This is a genomic window from Lacticaseibacillus boliensis (assembly GCF_054784775.1).
Window position 1 is genome coordinate 1 of the sequence record NZ_BAAIHN010000004.1, and the last position, 21,315, is coordinate 21,315.

General features: G+C 54.5%; 21 protein-coding genes and 1 tRNA gene. 20 read left to right on the forward strand and 2 right to left on the reverse strand.

Annotated features, from left to right (window positions below; genetic code table 11):
• The first annotated feature begins 244 nt into the window (after window positions 1-244).
• The 9 genes from ACYVRB_RS02715 (at window position 245) to ACYVRB_RS02755 (ending at window position 11,245) form a co-directional block, all read left to right on the forward strand.
• On the forward strand, window positions 245-1,705 hold the full coding sequence (locus ACYVRB_RS02715; RefSeq protein WP_461213398.1) for a nicotinate phosphoribosyltransferase: 1,461 nt from the start codon (window positions 245-247) through the stop codon (window positions 1,703-1,705).
• A 141-nt stretch (window positions 1,706-1,846) separates the two neighbouring features.
• Window positions 1,847-3,721, forward strand: a complete 1,875-nt coding sequence (locus ACYVRB_RS02720) for a diguanylate cyclase domain-containing protein (protein WP_461213399.1) — start codon at window positions 1,847-1,849, stop codon at window positions 3,719-3,721.
• 98 nt (window positions 3,722-3,819) lie between these two features.
• Window positions 3,820-4,647: an ammonia-dependent NAD(+) synthetase gene (gene nadE / locus ACYVRB_RS02725; protein WP_461213400.1), complete on the forward strand. Its 828-nt coding sequence runs from the start codon at window positions 3,820-3,822 to the stop codon at window positions 4,645-4,647.
• A 206-nt stretch (window positions 4,648-4,853) separates the two neighbouring features.
• Complete coding sequence (locus tag ACYVRB_RS02730) at window positions 4,854-7,508, forward strand: cation-translocating P-type ATPase (RefSeq protein WP_461213401.1); 2,655 nt, start codon at window positions 4,854-4,856, stop codon at window positions 7,506-7,508.
• 117 nt (window positions 7,509-7,625) lie between these two features.
• Window positions 7,626-8,063, forward strand: coding sequence for a hypothetical protein (locus ACYVRB_RS02735; RefSeq protein ID WP_461213402.1), 438 nt, complete (start codon window positions 7,626-7,628; stop codon window positions 8,061-8,063).
• A 16-nt stretch (window positions 8,064-8,079) separates the two neighbouring features.
• A complete protein-coding gene (gene trpX / locus ACYVRB_RS02740) occupies window positions 8,080-9,078 on the forward strand; it encodes a tryptophan ABC transporter substrate-binding protein (RefSeq protein WP_461213403.1) in 999 nt (332 codons plus the stop codon).
• Window positions 9,075-9,974 carry an ABC transporter permease gene (locus ACYVRB_RS02745; protein ID WP_461213404.1) on the forward strand — a complete coding sequence of 300 codons (900 nt, stop codon included), beginning with the start codon at window positions 9,075-9,077 and terminating at the stop codon, window positions 9,972-9,974. The genes trpX and ACYVRB_RS02745 overlap by 4 nt, the downstream gene beginning before the upstream one ends.
• Window positions 9,967-10,725 carry an ABC transporter ATP-binding protein gene (locus ACYVRB_RS02750; RefSeq protein ID WP_461213405.1) on the forward strand — a complete coding sequence of 253 codons (759 nt, stop codon included), beginning with the start codon at window positions 9,967-9,969 and terminating at the stop codon, window positions 10,723-10,725. The genes ACYVRB_RS02745 and ACYVRB_RS02750 overlap by 8 nt, the downstream gene beginning before the upstream one ends.
• A gap of 85 nt (window positions 10,726-10,810) precedes the next feature.
• Window positions 10,811-11,245: a SprT family protein gene (locus ACYVRB_RS02755; RefSeq protein WP_461213407.1), complete on the forward strand. Its 435-nt coding sequence runs from the start codon at window positions 10,811-10,813 to the stop codon at window positions 11,243-11,245.
• Here ACYVRB_RS02755 and ACYVRB_RS02760 read toward each other — a convergent pair.
• Complete coding sequence (locus ACYVRB_RS02760) at window positions 11,231-11,704, reverse strand: GNAT family N-acetyltransferase (protein ID WP_461213408.1); 474 nt, start codon at window positions 11,702-11,704, stop codon at window positions 11,231-11,233. The two genes, ACYVRB_RS02755 and ACYVRB_RS02760, sit on opposite strands and share 15 nt — an antisense overlap.
• 100 nt (window positions 11,705-11,804) lie before the next feature.
• On the opposite strand from ACYVRB_RS02760, the gene ACYVRB_RS02765 reads away from it, so the two are divergent.
• The 4 genes from ACYVRB_RS02765 to ACYVRB_RS02780 all read left to right on the forward strand — a co-directional run bounded on the left by ACYVRB_RS02765 (window position 11,805) and on the right by ACYVRB_RS02780 (window position 14,157).
• A tRNA-Leu gene (locus tag ACYVRB_RS02765) sits at window positions 11,805-11,890 on the forward strand.
• Window positions 11,891-11,968: 78 nt separating this feature from the next.
• On the forward strand, window positions 11,969-12,835 hold the full coding sequence (locus ACYVRB_RS02770; RefSeq protein WP_461213409.1) for a DMT family transporter: 867 nt from the start codon (window positions 11,969-11,971) through the stop codon (window positions 12,833-12,835).
• A gap of 181 nt (window positions 12,836-13,016) precedes the next feature.
• The gene (locus ACYVRB_RS02775) at window positions 13,017-13,532 is read left to right on the forward strand and encodes an alcohol dehydrogenase (RefSeq protein ID WP_461213410.1); all 516 of its coding nucleotides are present in this window, start codon (window positions 13,017-13,019) and stop codon (window positions 13,530-13,532) included.
• Between the two features lie 22 nt (window positions 13,533-13,554).
• Entirely contained in the window at window positions 13,555-14,157 is a 603-nt protein-coding gene (locus tag ACYVRB_RS02780; RefSeq protein WP_461213412.1) for an ECF transporter S component, read from the forward strand.
• 54 nt (window positions 14,158-14,211) lie between these two features.
• Here the strand turns inward: ACYVRB_RS02780 and ACYVRB_RS02785 are convergent, their stop codons facing one another.
• Complete coding sequence (locus tag ACYVRB_RS02785; RefSeq protein WP_461213414.1) at window positions 14,212-14,844, reverse strand: YkyA family protein; 633 nt, start codon at window positions 14,842-14,844, stop codon at window positions 14,212-14,214.
• A gap of 243 nt (window positions 14,845-15,087) precedes the next feature.
• On the opposite strand from ACYVRB_RS02785, the gene ACYVRB_RS02790 reads away from it, so the two are divergent.
• From ACYVRB_RS02790 to purB, 7 genes are all read left to right on the forward strand, one after another.
• A complete protein-coding gene (locus tag ACYVRB_RS02790) occupies window positions 15,088-15,288 on the forward strand; it encodes a cold-shock protein (protein WP_461213415.1) in 201 nt (66 codons plus the stop codon).
• Window positions 15,289-15,432: 144 nt separating this feature from the next.
• Window positions 15,433-15,927, forward strand: a complete 495-nt coding sequence (locus ACYVRB_RS02795; RefSeq protein WP_461213417.1) for a hypothetical protein — start codon at window positions 15,433-15,435, stop codon at window positions 15,925-15,927.
• 8 nt (window positions 15,928-15,935) lie between these two features.
• On the forward strand, window positions 15,936-16,562 hold the full coding sequence (locus ACYVRB_RS02800) for a glycoside hydrolase family 73 protein (RefSeq protein ID WP_461213418.1): 627 nt from the start codon (window positions 15,936-15,938) through the stop codon (window positions 16,560-16,562).
• Between the two features lie 217 nt (window positions 16,563-16,779).
• Window positions 16,780-17,358: a xanthine phosphoribosyltransferase gene (locus tag ACYVRB_RS02805; protein ID WP_461213420.1), complete on the forward strand. Its 579-nt coding sequence runs from the start codon at window positions 16,780-16,782 to the stop codon at window positions 17,356-17,358.
• Window positions 17,358-18,686 (forward strand): nucleobase:cation symporter-2 family protein, encoded by a 1,329-nt coding sequence (locus ACYVRB_RS02810; RefSeq protein ID WP_461213421.1) that lies wholly within the window; start codon window positions 17,358-17,360, stop codon window positions 18,684-18,686. The genes ACYVRB_RS02805 and ACYVRB_RS02810 overlap by 1 nt, the downstream gene beginning before the upstream one ends.
• Window positions 18,687-18,706: 20 nt before the next feature.
• Window positions 18,707-19,819 carry an ATP-grasp domain-containing protein gene (locus tag ACYVRB_RS02815; RefSeq protein ID WP_461213422.1) on the forward strand — a complete coding sequence of 371 codons (1,113 nt, stop codon included), beginning with the start codon at window positions 18,707-18,709 and terminating at the stop codon, window positions 19,817-19,819.
• Window positions 19,820-19,891: 72 nt separating this feature from the next.
• Window positions 19,892-21,190 (forward strand): adenylosuccinate lyase, encoded by a 1,299-nt coding sequence (gene purB, locus ACYVRB_RS02820; protein ID WP_461213423.1) that lies wholly within the window; start codon window positions 19,892-19,894, stop codon window positions 21,188-21,190.
• Window positions 21,191-21,315: the final 125 nt, after the last annotated feature.

Genomic DNA, 21,315 nt, shown 5'->3' on the forward strand with positions numbered 1-21,315 from the left:
TCGGTCTGTTCGTGGTGCATCGATCACCAACTTCTCCGCTCAGTCAGTATTCGCAACGCTCCAAACGTTGCTTTCAGACCGGCCAGATGCGATTTCATGTCCCAAATACCGAGGTGAATAATCCAGGGTTATAGACGAAAACCGCCTTTTATCACAGTCCTTTTGCGCTTGCGCGGCCAACGAGGTAGAATAGAGCCATTAAACTTATTGCCATTGCGTAATTACGCAGACGAAAGGTAGAGACATGACATACAAAGATGACGGACTCGCGCTCCACACCGATTTTTACGAACTGAATATGATGTATACCTATTGGAAACAAGGCATTGCCGAGAAAAAAGCGGTGTTTGAAGTGTACTTCCGCGATTTGCCGTTCGGTAGTGGCTTTGCAGTGTTTGCCGGGTTGGAACACGTGGTGAAGTATCTGCAGGATCTGCATTTTTCCGATTCCGACATCGCTTATCTCCAAGAGGTGACCGAGTACCCGCAAGAATTCCTGGATTATCTGCGCGACTTGAAATTCACCGCAACGGTGCGTTCTGCAGTCGAAGGGGATCTCGTGTTCAATAACGAACCCATCTTGCAGGTGGAAGGCCCGCTTGCCCAAGGCCAACTGGTGGAAACGGCCATCTTGAACATGGTGAATTACCAGACCCTGGTGGCGACCAAGGCGGCGCGGATCCGCGCAGTCGTCGGGGATGACCCATTGATGGAATTCGGTACCCGGCGTGCGCAAGAAACCAGCGCTGCGATGTGGGGGACCCGCGCGGCGTTCATCGGCGGCTTCAACGCGACTAGCAACGTGCGAGCCGGCAAGGTGTTCGGCATCCCGATTTCTGGGACCCACGCGCATTCGCTGGTGCAGGCGTACCAAGACGACTACACGGCGTTCAAGGCCTACGCTGAGGTCAACCACGACGTGACGTTTTTAGTCGATACCTACGATACCTTGCGTTCCGGGGTGCCGGCCGCGATTCGCGTGGCCAAGGAAATGGGCGACAAGATCGACTTCCAAGGCGTGCGGATCGATTCCGGGGATATGGCGTATATTTCCAAGCGCGTGCGCCAACAACTCGACGCTGCCGGTTTCACCGACACCAAGATCGTCGCGTCCAACGATTTGGATGAAAACACGATCCAAAACCTGAAGATGCAAGGCGCCAAGATCGATACCTGGGGCGTCGGCACGAAGGTAATCACCGCCTTCGACCACCCGGCTTTGGGCGCGGTGTACAAGCTGGTTTCGATCGAAGACGAGCACGGCGAGATGGCCGACACGATCAAGCTGTCGAGCAACGCGGAAAAGGTGTCGACGCCTGGGAAGAAACAAGTCTGGCGGATCACGCGCCATGCCAACGGCAAATCCGAAGGGGACTATGTCGCTTTGGCCTATGAAGACGTCCAAAGTCTGGATTCGTTGTACATGTTCCATCCCAACTTCACCTACATCAACAAAACCGTACGCGATTTTGACGCGCGGCCGCTGTTACAGACGATTTTTGATCAAGGCGAGCTGGTTTATCAACTGCCGGCCTTGGTCGATATCCGTGAGTTTGCGATGAAGTGTGTTGAATCGCTGTGGGATGAATACACCCGCGTGTTGAACCCGCAAGATTATCCGGTCGACTTGTCCCAAGCGGCCTGGGATAACAAGATGGCAATCATCCGCCGCATCAAAGAAAAAGTCAACTGGCGCCAAGCCTAACACGATGCGTTAGGGATGCTGCCGTGTGAAAACCTCGATCAGCCTGTTTTGCAGGTGGTGGTCGGGGTTTTTCGTTTGTGTGGGTGTCTATACAATCAGGTAGACTTGGCGTATCCTGTAACCAGATTGGAGGGCGGGAAAATGACAATGGATATGCTTGGGGTCCATCTGACGATGGTCATGCACCTGCAAAAGGTGCCATGGATGTTGTGGTTTGCCCAGCTGTTGGTGGCGGTGTTTTTCACCTCAGGGTTTGTCGGCCATTATCAAAATATTTACGGGATCGCGTTTGCTTCGCCGCGGTCAAAAACTCAGCGCTGGATCGCGCGGATTGGCTTGATGGCGTTGTCGCTTGGAACCGGGTTGATCTTACATATGATGGGGTATCTAGTCGGTAGTAACAGCGTGATGTTTCACAATGTGGGTTTGTTTTTGCTGGTTTTCCCGTTGCTGGATGACGGGATCTCTTGGGGCGAGCTGGCCGTGCGCATTGGCGGGTTGTTGCTTGTCTGGACGATGCATTACAGTGCCAACTGGACCCACCCGACGTTTGCCTTGTCGCTGGTGCTGCTTGCCATCGGTATCGTGGTCATGCGCTTGTGGCACGAACAGATCCGCCATCACCTGTGGGCGTCGATGGGGGTGTTTACTTATACCGGCGTCATTTTCTGGGTGCTGTTGCCGGCATTTTCCGCGCCGCAAGACCGCGTATTTATCATGGTGCGGTGCATCTTGATGTATATCTTGGTGGCCAGCATGGCGGCAGGACTTTGGATTCAAGAACACGATGCGGCGCTCCACAACAAACGGCTGCGGCAGATCGCCAATTACGATCAGTTGACCAATGCCAAGACCTATTCGCTGTATCAACGCGATCTCACCCAGATGTTTGATCATGCCAGGGCTGACAGGCGGCCGCTGTCGTTGGTGGCGTTAGACATTGATCATTTTAAACAGATCAATGACCATTACGGGCACCTGGCAGGCAACGAGGTCTTGATCGGGGTGGCGACCACACTGTCTGACGTCTTGGCGCAGTATGGCGACAACCATCAGATCTATCGCACCGGTGGGGAAGAATTCAACATTGTTTTTCCCAATCAAAAACCGGAAGCCGTGATCCCGATCATCACCGCTTGTTGGGATGCGGTGCGCAAGGCGCATTATCAATACGAAGGCGCCGACATTGCCGTCACGGTTTCGATGGGGATGACCGCGCGTCGAGACAGCGATCAGACCATCGATGATACCTATAAGCGGGCCGATGATAATCTGTATCTGTCCAAACATGCCGGCCGGGACACGATCACGGTGGAAGGCGAGACCATTCACACGCGTGCCACGCATGATCTGATCGCCACTTATTCTTATTTCACCCAAGGCATCATGCGACTCGACGGCGACGACCGGCCCGAGCGTTATCGCAACGAGTTATTATTACGCCTATTTGATCACGAGCACGATCATTGGGTCTTGCCAGACATGTTTGACATCTCGGCGGAAACCCAGATCAGCCTGATGCAAAAGGCGTTGGCGGTGTCGAGCACCCGGCGTTTGGCGATCAACCTGACGACTAAACAGTTCAGCTCGGAAGAAGTCGCTGAAAAGCTGACGGCGTTCAGTCGCAGTGACGAAGGGCCCGATGAGATGACTGTCGAGATCACCGACGTGCCCGATTTTGCCACGACGCGCAAGATCACCGCGATCTACCGGGCCAACGGCGTGCGGATCGATATCGATGACGTCGGCAGCGATAACTCTTACGAGGTGGTGCAAGACCTGTTGCCGTATGTCGACGGCGTCAAGTTTGCGATGCAAAACCTGCGCCAAACCAACGATCAAGCAAAAATGCGCGAACGGATCGCGTTTTGGACCGAGGTCGCCAAAGACGCGCATCTGGATTTCATTCTCGAAGGCGTGGAAAATGCGGACGAAGTGGCCTACGCACATGACACGCTGGGGATCCAGCTGTTTCAAGGCTATTACTTCAGCAAGCCTGCCTTGCCGACGCTTTAGCTTGCGCGTTGTCAGCATTGCTGACGGCAAGCGTTGCGTGCGGCCGGGCCAAAGGCGTATGATGAATCGAGTACATGCGTTTAAGGAGGAACCACAATATGCGTCCATTACAAGCTGAAATCATCTCTGCGCTTCACGTGCAACCCACGATCGATCCGCAGGCGGAGATCCGTCGTTCGGTTGATTTCTTGAAGGCTTATTTAAGCCACTATGCCGGATTGAAAACATTGGTATTAGGCATCTCCGGCGGCCAGGATTCAACGCTTGCCGGCACCCTGGCCGAAAAAGCGGTGCAAGAGTTGCGCGCAGAAACTGGCGATGACAGTTATCAGTTCATTGCCGTGCGTCTGCCATACGGCGAACAGGCCGATGAAGCCGACGCGATGGCCGCCATTGCGTTCATGCACGCGGACAAAACCGTGCGGGTCAACATTCAACAAAGCGTCGATGCGATGGTAGCGGCGGTGGAAGCCAACGACCTGATCGTGTCAGACTTTAACAAAGGCAACATTAAAGCACGGGCCCGGATGATCGCCCAGTATGCGATCGCTGGGGCCAACGCCGGCGTTGTTGTCGGCACCGACCATGCTGCAGAAGCCGTCACCGGCTTTTACACCAAGTTTGGTGACGGTGGCGCCGACGTCACGCCGCTTTGGCGGTTGAACAAGCGCCAAGGCGCGGCAATGTTGAAGGCGCTTGGCGCGCCGGCTCACTTGTATGAAAAAGCACCGACAGCCGATCTGGAAGAAGACCGGCCGGCCTTGCCAGATGAGGAAGCGCTCGGGGTCAGCTATCGCGACATCGATGATTACTTAGAAGGCAAGCAGGTCAGCGACCATGCCGCCCAAACGATCGAAGGCTGGTACCAGCGCTCTCAGCACAAACGTCATCTTCCGATAACTATTTTTGATGATTTTTGGAAATAGGCGCGGCAAAACGCTTGCGTCCCGTACTGGTGTTCAGGTATACTAAACTTGTCACATAAGGGAGTAACTAGCGGTTCAGCCGCGGCAACATCACCAACAAGTTGATAGCTGGTGTTGCCTTAATTAGTGAGACTTATGAACTGCAGCCGCAGTCCGTGGGTCTCTTTTTTTACCCAGGCGGACGCAACCACTAAGGAGGAATTGATATGACCGAACGACCAGCATACGCGCAATCAGCCCAAACCGTTGTTGAACAGCTCCACACCGATACCCAAACCGGGTTGTCTGTGCAAGAGGCCAAGACACGCCTTGAGCAAAATGGCCCTAACAGCCTGGCCAAAGGCGAGAAAAAAACGCTACTTCAGCGCTTCTTGGATCAGTTCAAAGATTTCATGATCATTGTGCTGCTGGTGGCGGCTTTGATCGCCGGGTTCATCGTCCATGAATGGGCAGACGCCGGGATCATTTTGGCCGTGGTGATCTTAAACGCGATCTTCGGGGTGTTTCAAGAAAGCAAGGCTGAAGAAGCCATCGATGCCTTGGCGGAGATGGCCACGCCAGATGCGCATGTCCGACGTGGCGGCCAGGTGGTGACGATTCCCAGTTCTGAACTGGTTGTCGGCGACATCGTCTTGGTCGAAGCCGGGGATGTCGTACCGGCCGATATGCGCTTGATCGAATCCGCCAACTTGAAGATCGAAGAATCCGCCTTGACCGGCGAATCGGTGCCGGTGGAAAAAACTGCTGAAACCTTGTCCGGCGATCACATCGGGATCGGCGACCGCACGAACATGGCGTTCATGAACGCCAACATCACATACGGCCGCGGCGTTGGGGTCGTGGTCGCCATCGGGATGGTGACTGAAGTGGGTCGCATTGCCGGCATGATCAACGCCGCAGAAGAAACGACGACGCCGCTTCAAGCCAACTTGAGTCAGCTCGGGAAAACCTTGACCATCATGATCTTGATCATTGCGGCAATCGTTTTTGGCGTTGGGATCTGGCGTCACGCCGCGAGCCTGCCGGAAATGTTTTTGACCGCGATTTCGCTGGCGGTGGCCGCGATTCCTGAAGGCTTGCCGGCGATCGTGACGATCATCTTGGCGCTGGGGACCCAGAAGATGGCCAAGCGCCGGGCGCTGGTCCGCAAGCTGCCGGCGGTGGAAACTTTGGGCTCGACGGAAATCATCGCATCGGATAAAACCGGGACGCTGACGCAGAACAAGATGACCGTCGAAAAAGTTTATTATGACGGCCAGCTGCACGACGCGGCCGATGGCATTGCCGGCGGTAACCCGCTGATGACGGTGATGAATTTTGCCAACGATACCAAGATCCAAGAAGACGGCACGCTGTTAGGGGACCCAACGGAAACCGCGCTGGTCGCCTATGGCAAGAAGCAGCAGTACGATCTGGCCGCAGAGCTGGCCAAATGGCCGCGGGTGGCGGAAGTACCGTTTGATTCCGAGCGTAAGCTGATGACGACCATTCACCAGCTTGCCGACGGGCGTTTCTTGGTTGCTACCAAAGGCGCGCCGGATCAATTGATCAAACGCGCGACCAAGTTGGCGTTTGGTGAGCGCCAACAAGACCTCACCGAAGCCGACCGCCAAGAACTTTTGACGGTCAACAAAGGCATGGCGACTCAGGCACTGCGGGTGCTGGGCATGGCGTTTAAGTATCTCGACACCTTGCCGGTGACGGTCGATTCCGACACTGTCGAACACGATCTGGTGTTTGCCGGGCTGGTCGGGATGATCGATCCGGAACGGCCTGAAGTAGCCGATGCGGTGGCGGCGGCCAAAGACGCCGGCATCCGGCCGATGATGATCACCGGGGACCACCAAGACACCGCCGAAGCCATCGCGGCGCGGCTGGGTATCATCGAACCCGGCGACGACGAAGCGGTAATCACCGGTGCGCAGCTCGACGAACAAAGCGATGATGAATTCGATCGCAATGTCGACAAGTACGCGGTTTACGCCCGTGTTGCGCCGGAACACAAAGTCCGGATCGTCAATGCTTGGCAAAAACGTGGCAAGGTCGTCGCGATGACTGGCGACGGCGTCAACGACGCGCCAGCCCTGAAAGCTGCTGACATCGGGATCGGGATGGGCATCACCGGGACGGAAGTGTCTAAAGGCGCTTCAGACATGGTCTTGGCCGATGATAACTTTTCCACGATCGTCACAGCCGTCGAAGAAGGCCGTAAGGTGTTCTCCAACATCCAAAAGAGTATCCAGTATCTGCTGTCGGCCAACTTGGGCGAAGTGTTGACCTTGTTCATGATGACGATGCTGGGCTGGGATATCCTTGCACCGGTGCACATCTTGTGGATCAACCTGGTGACAGATACGTTCCCAGCCATCGCGTTAGGGGTCGAACCGACTGAACCTGGGATCATGAAGCAGAAACCGCGCGGCCGGAAGTCGAACTTCTTCTCCGGTGGCGTCGGCCAAGCAGTGATCTGGCAAGGGCTACTAGAAGGCCTGTTGACGATAGGGGTTTACTATATCGGGATCACCTGGCCGATCCACACCGCCAATGCGGCGATGCACGCGGATGCCTTGACAATGGCTTATGTCACCTTGGGCTTGATCCAACTCTTCCATGCGTTTAATGTGAAGTCGATCCACCAAAGTCTGTTCACGGTAGGCCTGTTCCGCAACAAGGCGTTCAACCTGGCGATCTTGGTATCGTTTCTGTTGCTGGCCCTCACCATCTTGGTACCGGGCTTCAACGGTCTGTTCCATGTGACGACGTTGGCTTGGCAACAATGGGCGGTCGTCATCGGCGCTGGGGTGTCAATCATCATCATCGTCGAAGTCGTGAAGTTCTTCCAACGTTTGCGTCACCGTTAAGCACAATCATCAGGCGTCGGGCACTCCTTTTATTAAAGGGGCGTCCGGCGCCTTTTGCGTTGCGCGTAGCCAGGCCTGGGTTTCTGGGGTAAAATAGAAGAAGCGGAGGAATTATTTATGAATAAAAATCAACAGAAGTTTGCACGTTATGCACAATTGATCAACCAAGTCGTCACCGACACAGAAGCGGAACAAGATAAGATGAGTCCGAAATTCGAAGAACTCAAAAAAGCCCTGCTGGACGGCAGCATGGCAGATTTTGATGGCGCCGACTATACGGCAATCAAGACGCTGTTTGCTGACGGGACGACGCATTATCAACAGATGCTGACGCAACTGCAAAAGGTGAAGGTTCCCGCGAAGCTGATGGGCAACCACAAGCTGTTGACGGCGGCGTTTTCTGATTTTGTCGATGGCTGCACGGCGATGGTCGCTAGCCTTCATGACAACCCATCTGCGTTTGACGAGGAAGCCTTTTCTGAAGCGGAAGCTGATCAGGATGTGGCCACGACGCGGTTGATGAAATACATTCAAAAGATTTCATTGATGGCATAGTCGGGAGGGTAGATTCATGAAACGAATGCTCGCACTCATTGCGGCGTTAGTGGTGTTTCTTGGTGCGGCATTCGTCGTGACCGGCAAACCCCAGTCAGCTAAGAAGGTGGCCACGCCGACTGTCGGGATCTTGCAGTTGACCACCCATCCGGCGCTCGACGCGATCCATCACGGCATCATCGCCGGGATGAAGCAAAACGGGTACACCGTTGGCAAAAATGTCAAAGTCGATTTTCAAAACGCGGAAGGCGATCAAAGCAACCTGAAGACGATGTCTGAACGGTTCGCTGATGAAAACGCGGCGGTGATGGTCGGTATCGCGACCCCAGCCGCCCAAGCGCTGGCGGATGTGACCAAAAAGACCCCGATCATCCTCGGGGCGATCACCGATCCCAAAGGCGCCAAGCTGGTGCAGTCAAATACGCATCCCGGCGGTAACATCACCGGGGTTTCCGATCAGGCGCCGATCCAGTCGCAACTGGCGCTGATTCACCGCTTGATGCCCCAGGCCAAGACCCTGGGGGTGATTTCGACATCCAGTGATGACTCTGCCCAGACGCAGGCGAAAATGGTAGGGGAGCTGGCGCCAAAAGCCGGCTTTACAGTTAAACAGTTCACCATCAGCTCGACCAACGACTTGAACCAAGTCGCCGGCGAGATGGTGACGCAGGTGGACGCCATTTTTGTGCCCACGGATAACACCATCGCCAGCGCGATGCAGACGCTGGTCCAAGTCGCCAACACCAAGCAGATCCCGGTGTTTCCGACCGTCGACACCATGGTCAAACAAGGCGGTGTGGCCACGATCGGGTTAGACCAGTATGAACTCGGGGTGCAAACCGGCCGGATGGTTGCCAATGTGTTGTCTGGCAAATCGCAGCCGGCCACGACGCCGATCCATTTTGAGAAAACTGGGAAGCTGATCTTGAACCTGAAGCAAGCCAAGCTGCTTGGCATCACGGTGCCAGACAGCGTGATCCAAGAGGCACAAAAAAATGGGGAGGTGATTCGATGAGTTTAGGGGTATCTGCGATCGGCCAAGGGCTATTGTATAGTCTGGTGGGGATCGGGTTGTTTTTGACCTTCCGGATCTTAGATTTTCCGGATATGACCGTCGAAGGCACCTTCCCGTTTGGCGCGGCGGTGGCGGTAGCGGCGATCGCGCACGGTTTTTCACCGCTGGTGGCGACCTTGTTTGCCTTGCTGGCGGGGATGCTGTCAGGTTTAATCACCGGGCTGTTGACGACCAAAGGGCACATTCCGGTGCTGTTGGCCGGGATCTTGGTGATGACCGGGCTGTTTTCAATCAACTTGCGGGTGATGGGGCGGGCGAACCTGAGCCTGTTGAATCAACCGAATCTGTTCGGCGCTAAGTGGTTGCAAGACATGCCGCCATATTTTGACTCGGTTATCATCGGCGGCATCGTCGCGATCGTGGTCGTGACCTTGTTGATCTTGTTTTTGAACACGCAAATCGGGCAGGCCTTTATCGCTGCCGGCGACAATCCTGACATGGCGCGGAGTCTGGGCATCGATCCAGACCGCCAGATGCTGTTGGGGCTGGTCGTCGGCAACGGCCTGATCGGCTTGGCCGGCGGCTTGCTCGCGCAAAATAACGGCTACGCTGATGTCAACATGGGCATCGGGGTCATCGTTATCGGCCTGGCCGCCATCATCATCGGCGAAGTCGTGTTTGGCGAATTGACGCTGAGCCAGCGGCTGGTGGCGGTGGTGTTAGGTAGCATTTTGTACCGCTTCGTCTTGTTGGTCGTGTTGAAGCTCGGCTTCAACGCCAACGATCTCAAGGTAATTTCCGCGGTCGTGCTGGCGCTTGCAATTACGGTACCGCAGATCGATCATCGCCTGCGGATCCGCCGGACATTGAAAAAAGGGGTGGTGTCACATGACTGACGCGCAGTTAAGCTTACACAACGTCGCGGTGAATGTTGCCGTTGATACAGACGTCAAGCCGCTGCTACAAGACATCAACCTGACGCTTGCACCAGGCGATTACGTCTGTGTTTTGGGGACTAACGGCGCAGGTAAGTCCACGCTATTTAACGCCGTCACCGGCGATATCCCGCTGGCCAGTGGGACGATCACACTTGCCGGCCAAGACATCAGCCGCCAGAAACCGGAAAAGCGCGCGCGGTTGATCGCTCGGGTCTTCCAGGATCCGAAGATGGGCACCGCTCCGCGAATGACGGTGGCAGAAAACCTCGCCCTCGCTTCTCGCCGTGGGCAACGTTTGACGCTAGGCTCAAGACGCTTGCGCCAGCAGCTGCCGCATTTTGCGGCGTTGGCCGCGCAAACCGGCAACGGCCTGGAAAAGGCCCTCAACAAGCCGACAGAGCAGCTTTCTGGCGGCCAGCGGCAGGCGCTTAGTCTGTTGATGGCGACCCTGTTGCGGCCGGAGCTCTTGTTGCTGGATGAACACACCGCGGCGTTGGATCCCAAAACTAGCGACGCGATCATGGCAGTGACAGACAAACTGGTCACGCGCGAAAAATTGACCTGCATGATGATCACACACCATCTCGGGGATGCCTTACAATATGGCAATCGCCTGGTGATCTTGTCGGCCGGCCGGATTGTCGCGGATTATGACGCGGCGGCCAAGGCCGAACTGACGCGCGAAGACCTACTGACGTATTTTGGCTAAACGCACAACAATTAAGACAAGCAAATAGAGATGTGCGCGACTTGATGAATTCGGAGTCGTGCACATCTCTTTTAGAAAGGAATCTATGACAGATCAAGAACTACAAGCACTGGTCGAGCAGGTCTCTTTGGCCGGCTTCAAGCTGCCGTTCCTCAATATCGCGCGGTTTAACGCCCGGCTGAAGACGACTGGTGGCCGATTCCACCTGCAAGACCAGCATCTCGACTTTAATCCGCACTTATTTGCCGCGATTTCGGCTGAACAACAGATCGCGATCATCAAACACGAGCTGTGTCACTATCATCTCTACCGTGCCCAGCGCGGCTATCAGCACAAAGACGCCGATTTTAAGCAACTGTTGGGCCGGGTCGGTGGGTCGCGCTTTGCACCGGCCTTGCCCAAACCCGCCAAGCACCGCTATCAGTGCCAGCGATGCGGACAGCTGTTTTTGCGACAACGCCGGATCAATATCACTCGGTTTACTTGTGGTCGCTGTGGCGGACAGTTACGCTTGATTTAAGGACTTGGTGAGCGTGAGTTGTTGCGGCAAAAAGCCCAGCGCTTCATAGAAGCGGCGGGCGCCGGTATCCGCGCCTAAGACGTTCAGCTGGAGAAATTCACAATCGTGGTCTTGGCCCCATTGAAAAGCCTTGGCCATCAAAGCCGTCGCAAACCCGTGGCGGCGCCAGGTGGCGTCGATAAACAAATCGATGCAATAAGCGAAGCGGTGATAGACGACCTCGGGTTCGTTGCTGGTCGCGGCGACAACCGCCAACGAAAAACCGACGAGTTGTTGGGCTTCTTCAACCACCCAGATCGCGGCATTGGGTTCTTGCAAATAGTCGTGAAAATAGGCCGTTGCCGGCTGGTCGAGCGGTTTGATCACATCCGGGGCGAGGGCGGCCATTTCCGCGGTGAGTTGAGTGTACAAGGCCGCGATGGCCGCGGTATCTTTAGTGGTGGCGAGGCGAATCATCATGATCACTCCTTTGTGAGTGAATTATAACATGTTTTTCCAAAAAACAGTTGACGCCAGCGGGCTCAGACCGTATACTATTTCTTGTGCTTGATTGAGATATGCGGGTATGGCGGAATTGGTAGACGCGCAAGATTAAGGATCTTGTGGGCGTTTTAGCCCGTGGAAGTTCGAGTCTTCTTACCCGCATCGAGAATCAATTAATAACAATAATCCCTCGGCTGAAAAGCTGAGGGATTTTTTTATGTTTGTGAAGAGGTGAAAATATTGAACAAACGACAGCTAGGCGGGCACATTGCTGCCAGTATGACCATTTTGATCTGGGGGACGACGTTTGTATCAACGAAGCTCTTGCTGGTCAGCTTCTCGCCGGTGACGATCTTGCTGACGCGCTTCGTGCTTGGCTATGCGGCGTTGTGGCTCTGCCGGCCGAAAAGGCTGCACCTGGCGCGGCCGCGGCAAGAATGGTGGTTTGTGGCCGCCGGCTTGTCTGGCATCACGGTGTATTATCTGCTGGAAAATATCGCCTTGACGCAAACGACCGCGAGCCACGTCGGGGTCATCGTCACGATTTCACCTTTTTTCACAGCGTTGTTGGCGACCCTGTTCTTGAAGTCCAAGCGCCCGAGTCTGTGGTTTTATCTGGGGTTTGTCGTTGCCATCAGCGGGGTGATGTTGATCAGCAATCCTGGGTCTGGGCATGGCGGGCTGTTAGGCGACGCGCTGGCAGCGTTGGCGGCGTTGGCCTGGGCGGTGTATTCAATCTTGACCACCAAGATCGGAGAGATCGCCACGGACGTGGTTGTGGCGACACGGCACGTGTTCTTTTACGGGCTGGTGTTTATGGTGCCGCTGGCATTGGGGGTTGGCGTCGACCTCAAGTTAGCGACGTTGTTACAACCGGTCAACCTGGGCAACTTCTTGTATCTGGGGTTAGGCGCGTGTGCGCTGTGTTTTGTCACGTGGAATATCGCGGTGAAGCGCCTGGGTACGGTGAGAAGCAGCGTTTACATCTATCTGGTGCCGGTCGTGACCTTGTTGTTTTCCGCATGGATACTCCACGAGCCGCTGACGTGGTCGCTGCTTTGCGGTGCCGCGCTGACGCTGGTGGGGTTGTGGCTTTCGAGCAAATAACCAATCAAATAAGCGAAAAACCGATCGCGTGACATGATTTTGGTTAGTGTAAGCCGCAAACCCTTGTTGCGCTTACAATGATGATTTGATCAGGTTTTGCCGATTGCAACTTCCTTGACAAACGACTATGCCATCGGTCAATATATGAGTGGGGAAAACGTCAACAAGGAAGTGTGAGCTTATGAAGCAAATGGATCTTACAGGCCAAACGTTTGGACGCCTGACCGTTGTGGAATATGCTGGAGCCGCCAAAAACGGTAACGCGCGGTGGCTGTGTCGGTGTGCGTGTGGCAACACCACGGTCGTCGATGGGTATCGGTTGCGCAAAGGCACGACGACTAGCTGTGGGTGTTATCGGCGCGAATATATGCGCAAAGCGATCATGGAAAATCCCAAGACGCGCGCGCAGATGGGTCAGCGCGGCCAATTTCAACATAGCGAAGGGGTCAACCTCGCCGCGGTGACGAAGCTGCGTTCCACGAATCGTTCTGGGGTGATCGGGGTGTCGTTTGATCGCCAAACCGCCAAGTGGAATGCCAGGTTGTTTCTCAAAGGACGATTGGTCTTGAATAAGCAATTCATTGACTTCAAAGACGCCGTGGCAGCACGGCACGAAGCTGAAAAAAAATATCTTGCGCCGATCATTCAACGTGTCCATGAAGGTGAAGTTGACCCGAATCGCCCGTCGACAGACTGATCGTCGCGACTGGAGGAAATACATGACGCGCAAAAGCTCCGCATACACAATCAGCATTCTGGGGATTCTCGGGGCGTTGATTATTATGCAAGCCTATATTCCGATGATCGGCTACATCCGGATCTTTCCCGCCTGGCCGGCGATCTCGACGATTCATCTGACGGTTATTTTAGGTGGGGTGTTGCTTGGTGTCCGCGGTGGGGCCGGTTTAGGTGCCTTGTGGGGTGTCATCAGCCTGATCAAAGCTTACACCGACGCGACTGATCCCGTGACGATCTTGTTGTTCCGCAATCCGCTGATCGCGATCTTGCCACGGATCATGGTCGGGATCGTGGCGGCCTTGATCTTTAACCACATCGCCAAGTCCCACCAACGCGATGTGATTGCGACCATCAAAATGGTTTGTGCCGGCGTCGCCGGGGCGTTGACTAACACGAGTTTGGTGATTGCCTTGACCTGGGTCTTCTTCGCCCATAACGCTAACGCGGTGGTAGCCGGTGCTGACGCCAGCAACCTCGGCTGGCTGTTGATCGCAGCGCTTGCCATCAACGCCGTTGCCGAAGCGACGATGGCAGGGATCATTGTCCCGTTGCTCGGGCAGGTGCTCATGCGCTTCAAACGCTAACGTGAACATTGAAAAAAGCCGTGCGCAAAGTGCGCACGGCTTTTGTTTTTTGGGTTATGGCATCTTGGCGACGGCTTTTTGTAAGGCTTGGGCGTCTGCGGTGACGGATTGCAGGTTGGCCTGCACGATATCGGCTTGTTGACTCAAGGAGCTATCGTATTGATTGAGCTGAGTCAAGGCGTCTTCAATGCTGTCTTTATCGCTTGCGTTTGCGGCGACGTTGTTGAAGAATTCATCTTCGGCGCTGGTCAGTTCTTTGTAATAGGCGTCAAATGTCTTGTGGTCGAGCTTGGCCAGCCGCAACGTCGTCAAGACTTGATGGACCTCGGCCTTGGGCAGGTCCGGGCTGTTTTGGTTGGCAATCTTGGTCAGACGGTTGGTGGCGGCTTCTAATTCGTTTTGCGCTTTTTCCAGCTTCTGGTAGGCGTTTTCGCGCTTGGTGATCAACTCGCTGACGGCGCCGGTGTTTTGAAAATCGGTGTTGGCGTTGGCGCCATAAGCCTGTGTGAAGGTGGCCGGGAAGTCGCCGACCTGAGTGTTGATGGTCTGAATGGCACGACTTTCAGCGGCCACTTGGGCGATCACCGTGGTGCTGTTATCTTTGAGCTGGCTCTTTTGATCAAAACGCGGCGTGCAGGCGCTCAACAGCAGCGCCAAGCCGAGCAAAGGAATCCACAGCTTCTTCATAAGTTGGCCTCCGAAAGTAAGATTTACATTCATCCTAGCGTAAACTTTGTTGAATTGCTAGCGTCACCCGTTATCGCCAAATCGCTCGAGCGTCTTTCTTGATGCCGTCTTGACAGCATGTTAAACTTAATTTGTACTTTTTTGAATGGTGTGGTTGTTAGGTTCCTGAACTTCTTCCACTTAGACCAAACAGAAAAATGCAATATTATGATTCGCGCAACATGCGCAAGGAGGATTGTTCTCATGGAACATGGTACAGTTAAGTGGTTCAACGCTGAAAAAGGTTACGGTTTTATCACTCGCGAAGACGGTTCTGACGTTTTCGTCCACTTTTCCGCCATTCAAGGCGATGGCTACAAGACGCTTGAAGAAGGCCAAGGTGTGACCTTCGAAGTTGAACAAAGCGATCGTGGCCCGCAAGCCGTTAACGTCAATAAAGACTAATATAAGCTTTGTGAGCAACCGAAAAGCTGCGCGTGGTCAACCCCAGGCGTGGCTTTTTTAGTCTGGCGAAGATTGATTAAAAATCGTTAACAACGCGGTATCGCAAGTTGGGACATGGTATCATAAAATATGGAGGTGACTGTGTTGGATGATACGCAATTGATTGAATTAGCAGCGTTGGTTTTGCAACAGCGCGACGGCAGCGCCAAGGTGTTAGAGTCGGTCATGCACATTCCCACGGCGGCAATCTTGGCCAACCAGGCGGCCTTGTTGCCTAAACAGCGTGAACAGCTGCGCTACTTATTCACAGACTATGAATGGATGCTGGCCCAGAAACTCGCGGTGATGCAGACGACGACGCCTGAAGCCGGGAGTTTGGCCGAGCGCTACCAGACCGCCAAAATGCTGATCGCCAAGGAATGGTTGAAGAGCCCGAACCTCACTACCAGCTACGTCAAGCAACCGCGCGGCGGCGATGAGGTCAGCGTGCACCTGCAACTGCGGCAAGACTACGGCGTGCACGGGCTGGTCGATATCCTCGATTTTGTGGTGCCAACCAAGGTGGCTAAACAGCTGCAAACCGAACAGTTAGACCTATTGACCTGGGCGCAAGATCAACTTGACGCGCCTAAAAAGTGAGGGATTGAATGGCGCGACGGCGCAAAGGACATCGTAAACCACGACTGCCGGCAGTGATCTGGGTACTGTTGCTCGTGTTGACCGTGAGTGTGTTGGTGGTGAGCTGCCAACGCCTGGCCGCCCAAACCGGCCGTGAAGAGACCCAATCTTCTGAGGCCCAATCGAGCAAGCAGGCGTTCATCCAGCGCCTGGCCCCTTATGCCCAAGAGTTGCAAACCACATATGGCATCTTGCCTAGCATCACCTTGGCGCAAGCAATCTTGGAGTCTAACTGGGGCCAAAGTAGCTTGGCGGTCGATTACCACAATTTGTTTGGCATCAAGTCCAACGACCCCAAGGCCAGTCAGGTGATGACGACCAAAGAGTATGTGAACGGCAAGTGGGAGACGGTCAACGCCCGGTTTGCGGTGTATCCCAGCGACCAGGCGTCGATGAAGGCCCACGCGTTGTTGTTCGTGAACGGGACGCGCTGGAATGCCGCGCAATACCGCGATGTCGTGGCCGCCAAGACCTATCAAGAAGCGGCTAAGGCGCTACAAACCGATGGCTATGCGACCGATCCTGATTACCCGAGCAAGCTGATCGCACTGATCAAAACCTGGCATTTGGATCGTTACGATACAACAAACAATTAATGTTCGTAAAACCCGAATAATCGGGTTTTTTATTTGCACTGTGGAAATATGCGGATTACAGGGCTGACTGTGCGTGCCTAATGCGGTTAAACCCAAACAAACGACCCGAACAAAAGCACGAAAAAGGCACACGATTATCGGTTATCCGGTTGTTCAAGTGCGTTTTTTGTGTTAAAATTTGTGAAATTTGACGAATAAAAAAAGGATGTGGATACTGGTGAAATTACTTGAAGACCGGATCAAAAAGGATGGTCAGGTGCTCGGGACAGAAGTACTGAAGGTGGATAATTTTTTGAACCACCAAATCGATCCCGATTTGATGACAGCGTTAGGTAACGAGTTTCACGCGCAGTTTGCAGACACCAAGATCACCAAGATCCTCACGGTCGAAAGCTCAGGGATCGCCCCTGCGTTAGCGACGGGGATGGCGTTTCACGTTCCGGTCGTGTTCGCGCGTAAGCACAAGTCGTTGACATTGAAAGACGACCTGTTTACCGCAGAGGTTTACTCTTTCACCAAGAAAACTGCCAACCAGATCGCGATTGCCCAGAAGTTCTTACACGCCGATGATACCGTGTTGATCATTGATGACTTTTTGGCTAATGGGCAGGCGGTCGAAGGCTTGATCGATATCATTGGCCAGGCGAACGCGACGCTGGCTGGTGTCGGGATCGTGATCGAAAAGAGTTTCCAAAAAGGCCGCAAGTTGCTCGATGAGCGTCACATCAAGACGGTTTCGCTGGCGCGGATCAGCCGTTTTGTGGACGGCCAAGTCGAATTCGAAAAGGAGGACTAATGAAGGCGCAAGACATCTCCGCTCCAAAAGCTGCGGTATTGGGGATCCAGCATCTGTTGGCGATGTATTCCGGGTCTGTGTTGGTTCCGATTTTGATTGGGGCATCGCTACACTTCACGAGCTCCCAGATGACCTATCTGGTTTCGATCGATATCTTCATGTGCGGCGTCGCGACGGCGTTGCAGATTTTTGCTAATAAGGTTTTTGGCATCGGGTTGCCGGTCGTGCTCGGTTGTGCCGTGCAGGCGGTCGCCCCGTTGATTTTGATCGGGCAAAAGTTTGATTTTCAGACGATGTACGGCGCGATCATCGCCGCTGGGATCTTTGTCTTCTTGATTTCTGGCGTCTTTGCCAAGTTGCGCAAGCTGTTTCCGCCGTTGGTGACTGGCACGCTGATCACCGTGATCGGCTTGTCGCTGATTCCGGTGGCCTTCCAGAATCTTGGTGGCGGCAGCACGACGGCCAAAGACTTCGGATCGACGGCCAACTTGGCGGTCGGGACGTTCACCGTGTTGTTGATCTTGGCGTTTAACGTCTGGGGTCGCGGTTTCGTTCGTAGCATCGCCATTTTGATCGGGTTGATCGGTGGCACCGTCTTGGCTGGGTTCTTGGGCATGGTATCGTTTGCCCCGGTCGCCCAGGCCAGCTGGTTTCACGTGCCAACGCCGTTTTACTTTGGGGTGCCGCATTTTGAATGGAGCTCGATCGTCACGATGATTTTGATCTCGCTGGTATCGATGGTCGAATCCACCGGGGTGTTTTTCGCCTTGGGGGATGTCGTCGGCCGGCGGATCGAACAAGTTGATCTGAAAAAAGGCTACCGGGCTGAAGGCCTGGCGGTGTTGTTAGGCGGAATCTTCAATACCTTCCCATATACGACCTTCTCTCAAAACGTCGGGTTGGTGCAGTTGTCTGGCATCAAGACGCGCAAGCCCGTCATGTTTTCTGCGCTGTTTTTAATCTTGTTGGGGTTATTGCCTAAGATCGGCGCCTTGGCGACGATCATTCCCTCACCGGTGCTTGGCGGTGCCATGCTGGTGATGTTCGGCATGGTGGCGGTGCAAGGCATCCGGATGCTACAACAGGTTGATTTTCACAATGATAAGAACCTGCTGGTGGCGGCGATTTCGATCGGTTTGGGTTTGGGCGTCACGACCCAACCTGAGATCGTCCAGGCATTGCCGGCAACGTTGCAGTTGCTTTTTGGTTCCGGGATCTTGATGGCGAGTGTGTCAGCGGTATTGTTGAACTGGATCTTTAATTCCCACACGCCGCAACCGGAGCTTGAAACAGAAGATGGATTGAACGAAAAAGACGATGAATCATAATCGCAGAAAGAGGTCAGTTTATGCCTCAATTTATTAAACCTGGCGCGATCGTCGGTATTATCGGTGGCGGCGTGCGGGCCTATCATCTCGCATTGGCGGCCCGGCGGATGGGGATGCATACCATCGTGTTGGCCCCGGCCGATGGTGATATCGCGTTTGATGTTGCGGATATGCGGCTGATAGGGGATGCCAACGACGTCAAAGCGTTGCAACGGCTGGTCGATCTGGCGCAGATCATCACGTATGTCGATGAGAACGTCGACGGCACCACCTTGGCCAATATCGCTCGGCGCAGTCAGTTGCCTTCCGGTGTCGACATTTTGAGCGTCACCCAAGACCGGTATCTGGAAAAAGTGTACCTTGATGACCTGAACATGAATATCTTGCCTTACGCGCAGGTCGTCACGCCGAAAGATATCTCCGCGGCGGTGGAAACTGTGGGCTTTCCGTCGATCCTCAAGCCGATCCAAAAAGGCATCGGTGTCGACCAGCAGCTGCGTTTGACCCAGCCGGAAGACGTGCATCGGGCTGAACAGCTCCTGCAACAGCGCCCGTATGTCTTAGAAGCCTGGCTCGATCAGCCGATCGAATACTCGGTGCTGGTCGCCAAGGCCGGCGAGCATATCCAGGTGATGCCGGTGGTGGAGAATCGCTTCGAACATCATCAGCTGAAGGCGTCGGTAGTGCCAGCGACCGGCGGCATAGCGGTGCAAACCGAGATTCAGCGGATCGCGCGGGTGCTTGCTGACAAGCTCGACTACACTGGGGTGTTTGGTATCGAGTTGTTCATGACGCGCAGTTTGACGCTGTACGTCAAGCGCCTGTTCCCCGGTCCCCAGATCAACGGTCATGTGTTGACGGCAACGACAGGCATCTCGCCGTATTACCTGCACTTGCGCGCGCTGTTTGGCTGGCCGTTGCCGGAGGTACACCTTGTCCAAGGCGGGGCCTTGTTGCCACTGCGGCAAGATGATCGGGCAGCGGCAATGACCCAGATCCAGATCAAACCGGATTGGCAGTTCCGCTTCTATCCGGATACCGATGACACCGACGAGATCGGCGAAATCGCGGTGGTGGGGGATCGTGATGTGATCACGCAAACCATTAATGCCACAGATTATTTTCGCCTCTAACCTCTTGTGAACGTATTTAAACTTAGGTAACACGTTGAAAGCTTATTGTCTAACTCAAGGAGGAACGCTTACATGATCGACCGTTACAGCCGCCCGCAGATGGCGACAGTTTGGACCGAAGAGAACCGTTACAAAGCTTGGTTGGAAGTCGAAATCTTGGCTGCGGAAGCTTGGTCAACGCTAGGAGAGATTCCAGAAGCAGACGTCAAGGCGCTACGCCAAAACGCCAGCTTCACCGTTGATCGCATCCACGAGATTGAAGCCGTAACGCGGCACGATGTCGTGGCCTTCACTCGCACGGTTTCTGAATCTTTAGGAGACGAGAAGAAGTGGGTGCATTTTGGTCTGACATCGACTGATGTTGTCGATACCGCCCAAGGGTATGTGCTTAAGCAGGCCAATGCAATCTTGCGTCAAGATATCGAAGCATTGACTGGTGCGTTGGCGGCTCTGGCCAAGAAGTACAAACACACCGTCATGATGGGGCGGACCCACGGTGTCCATGCGGAACCGACGACGTTCGGGTTGGTCGTGGCCAACTGGTATTCAGAGATGAAGCGTGATCTGGCGCGCTTTGATGAAGCGGCCGATGAAGTGCAAGCCGGCAAGATCTCCGGTGCGGTCGGGACCTTCGCCAACACGCCGCCAGCAGTCGAAGCGTATGTCTGCGAACACCTCGGGATCCGGGCTCAAGAGATCTCCACGCAGGTATTGCCGCGAGACTTGCACGCTCGTTACATTCAGACGCTGGGCTTGATCGCGACTTCCGTTGAGCGGTTTGCCACCCAGGTGCGCCACATGCAGCGCACTGAAGTTCACGAAGTCGAAGAGCATTTCAACGCCGGGCAAAAAGGTTCCAGCGCGATGCCACACAAGCGCAACCCGATCGGTTCCGAGAATGTTTCTGGGTTGGCGCGGATCATCCGCGGTTACAGCATCCCGGCTTTGGAAGACGTCAACCTTTGGCATGAACGTGACATCTCGCATTCTTCTGCGGAGCGCATGATGTTGCCAGACGCCACCGGCCTGCTGGACTACATCTTGCATCGCTTCACGACGATTATCGAAAATCTCGACGTCTTCCCAGACGCCATGATTGCTAACATGAACAAGACTCACGGGTTGATCTTCAGCCAGCGGGTGATGCTCAAGCTGATCGAAACCGGGCTTTCGCGTGAAGCCGCCTATGATCTGGTGCAGCCCAAAACTGCCCAAGCGTGGGACGAGCACCGCGACTTCCGGCCGTTGCTTGAAGCCGATCCGAAGATCACTGAGCGTTTGAGCCAAGCCCAACTCGATGACGCCTTCGATTATCATTACCATCTGCGCCATGTCGATGAGATCTTTGATCGCATCGGGTTAGGCGACTAGCGACCTCTGGGTGCTTAATAGCGCTACCTGACGACCTTTTCAAGGTGTGGGGTAGCGCTATTTTTGTGGCTGAGCCTATACCAATTCTCAAAGTATGTCGGCAATGGTGGATAAACAAGCATCGG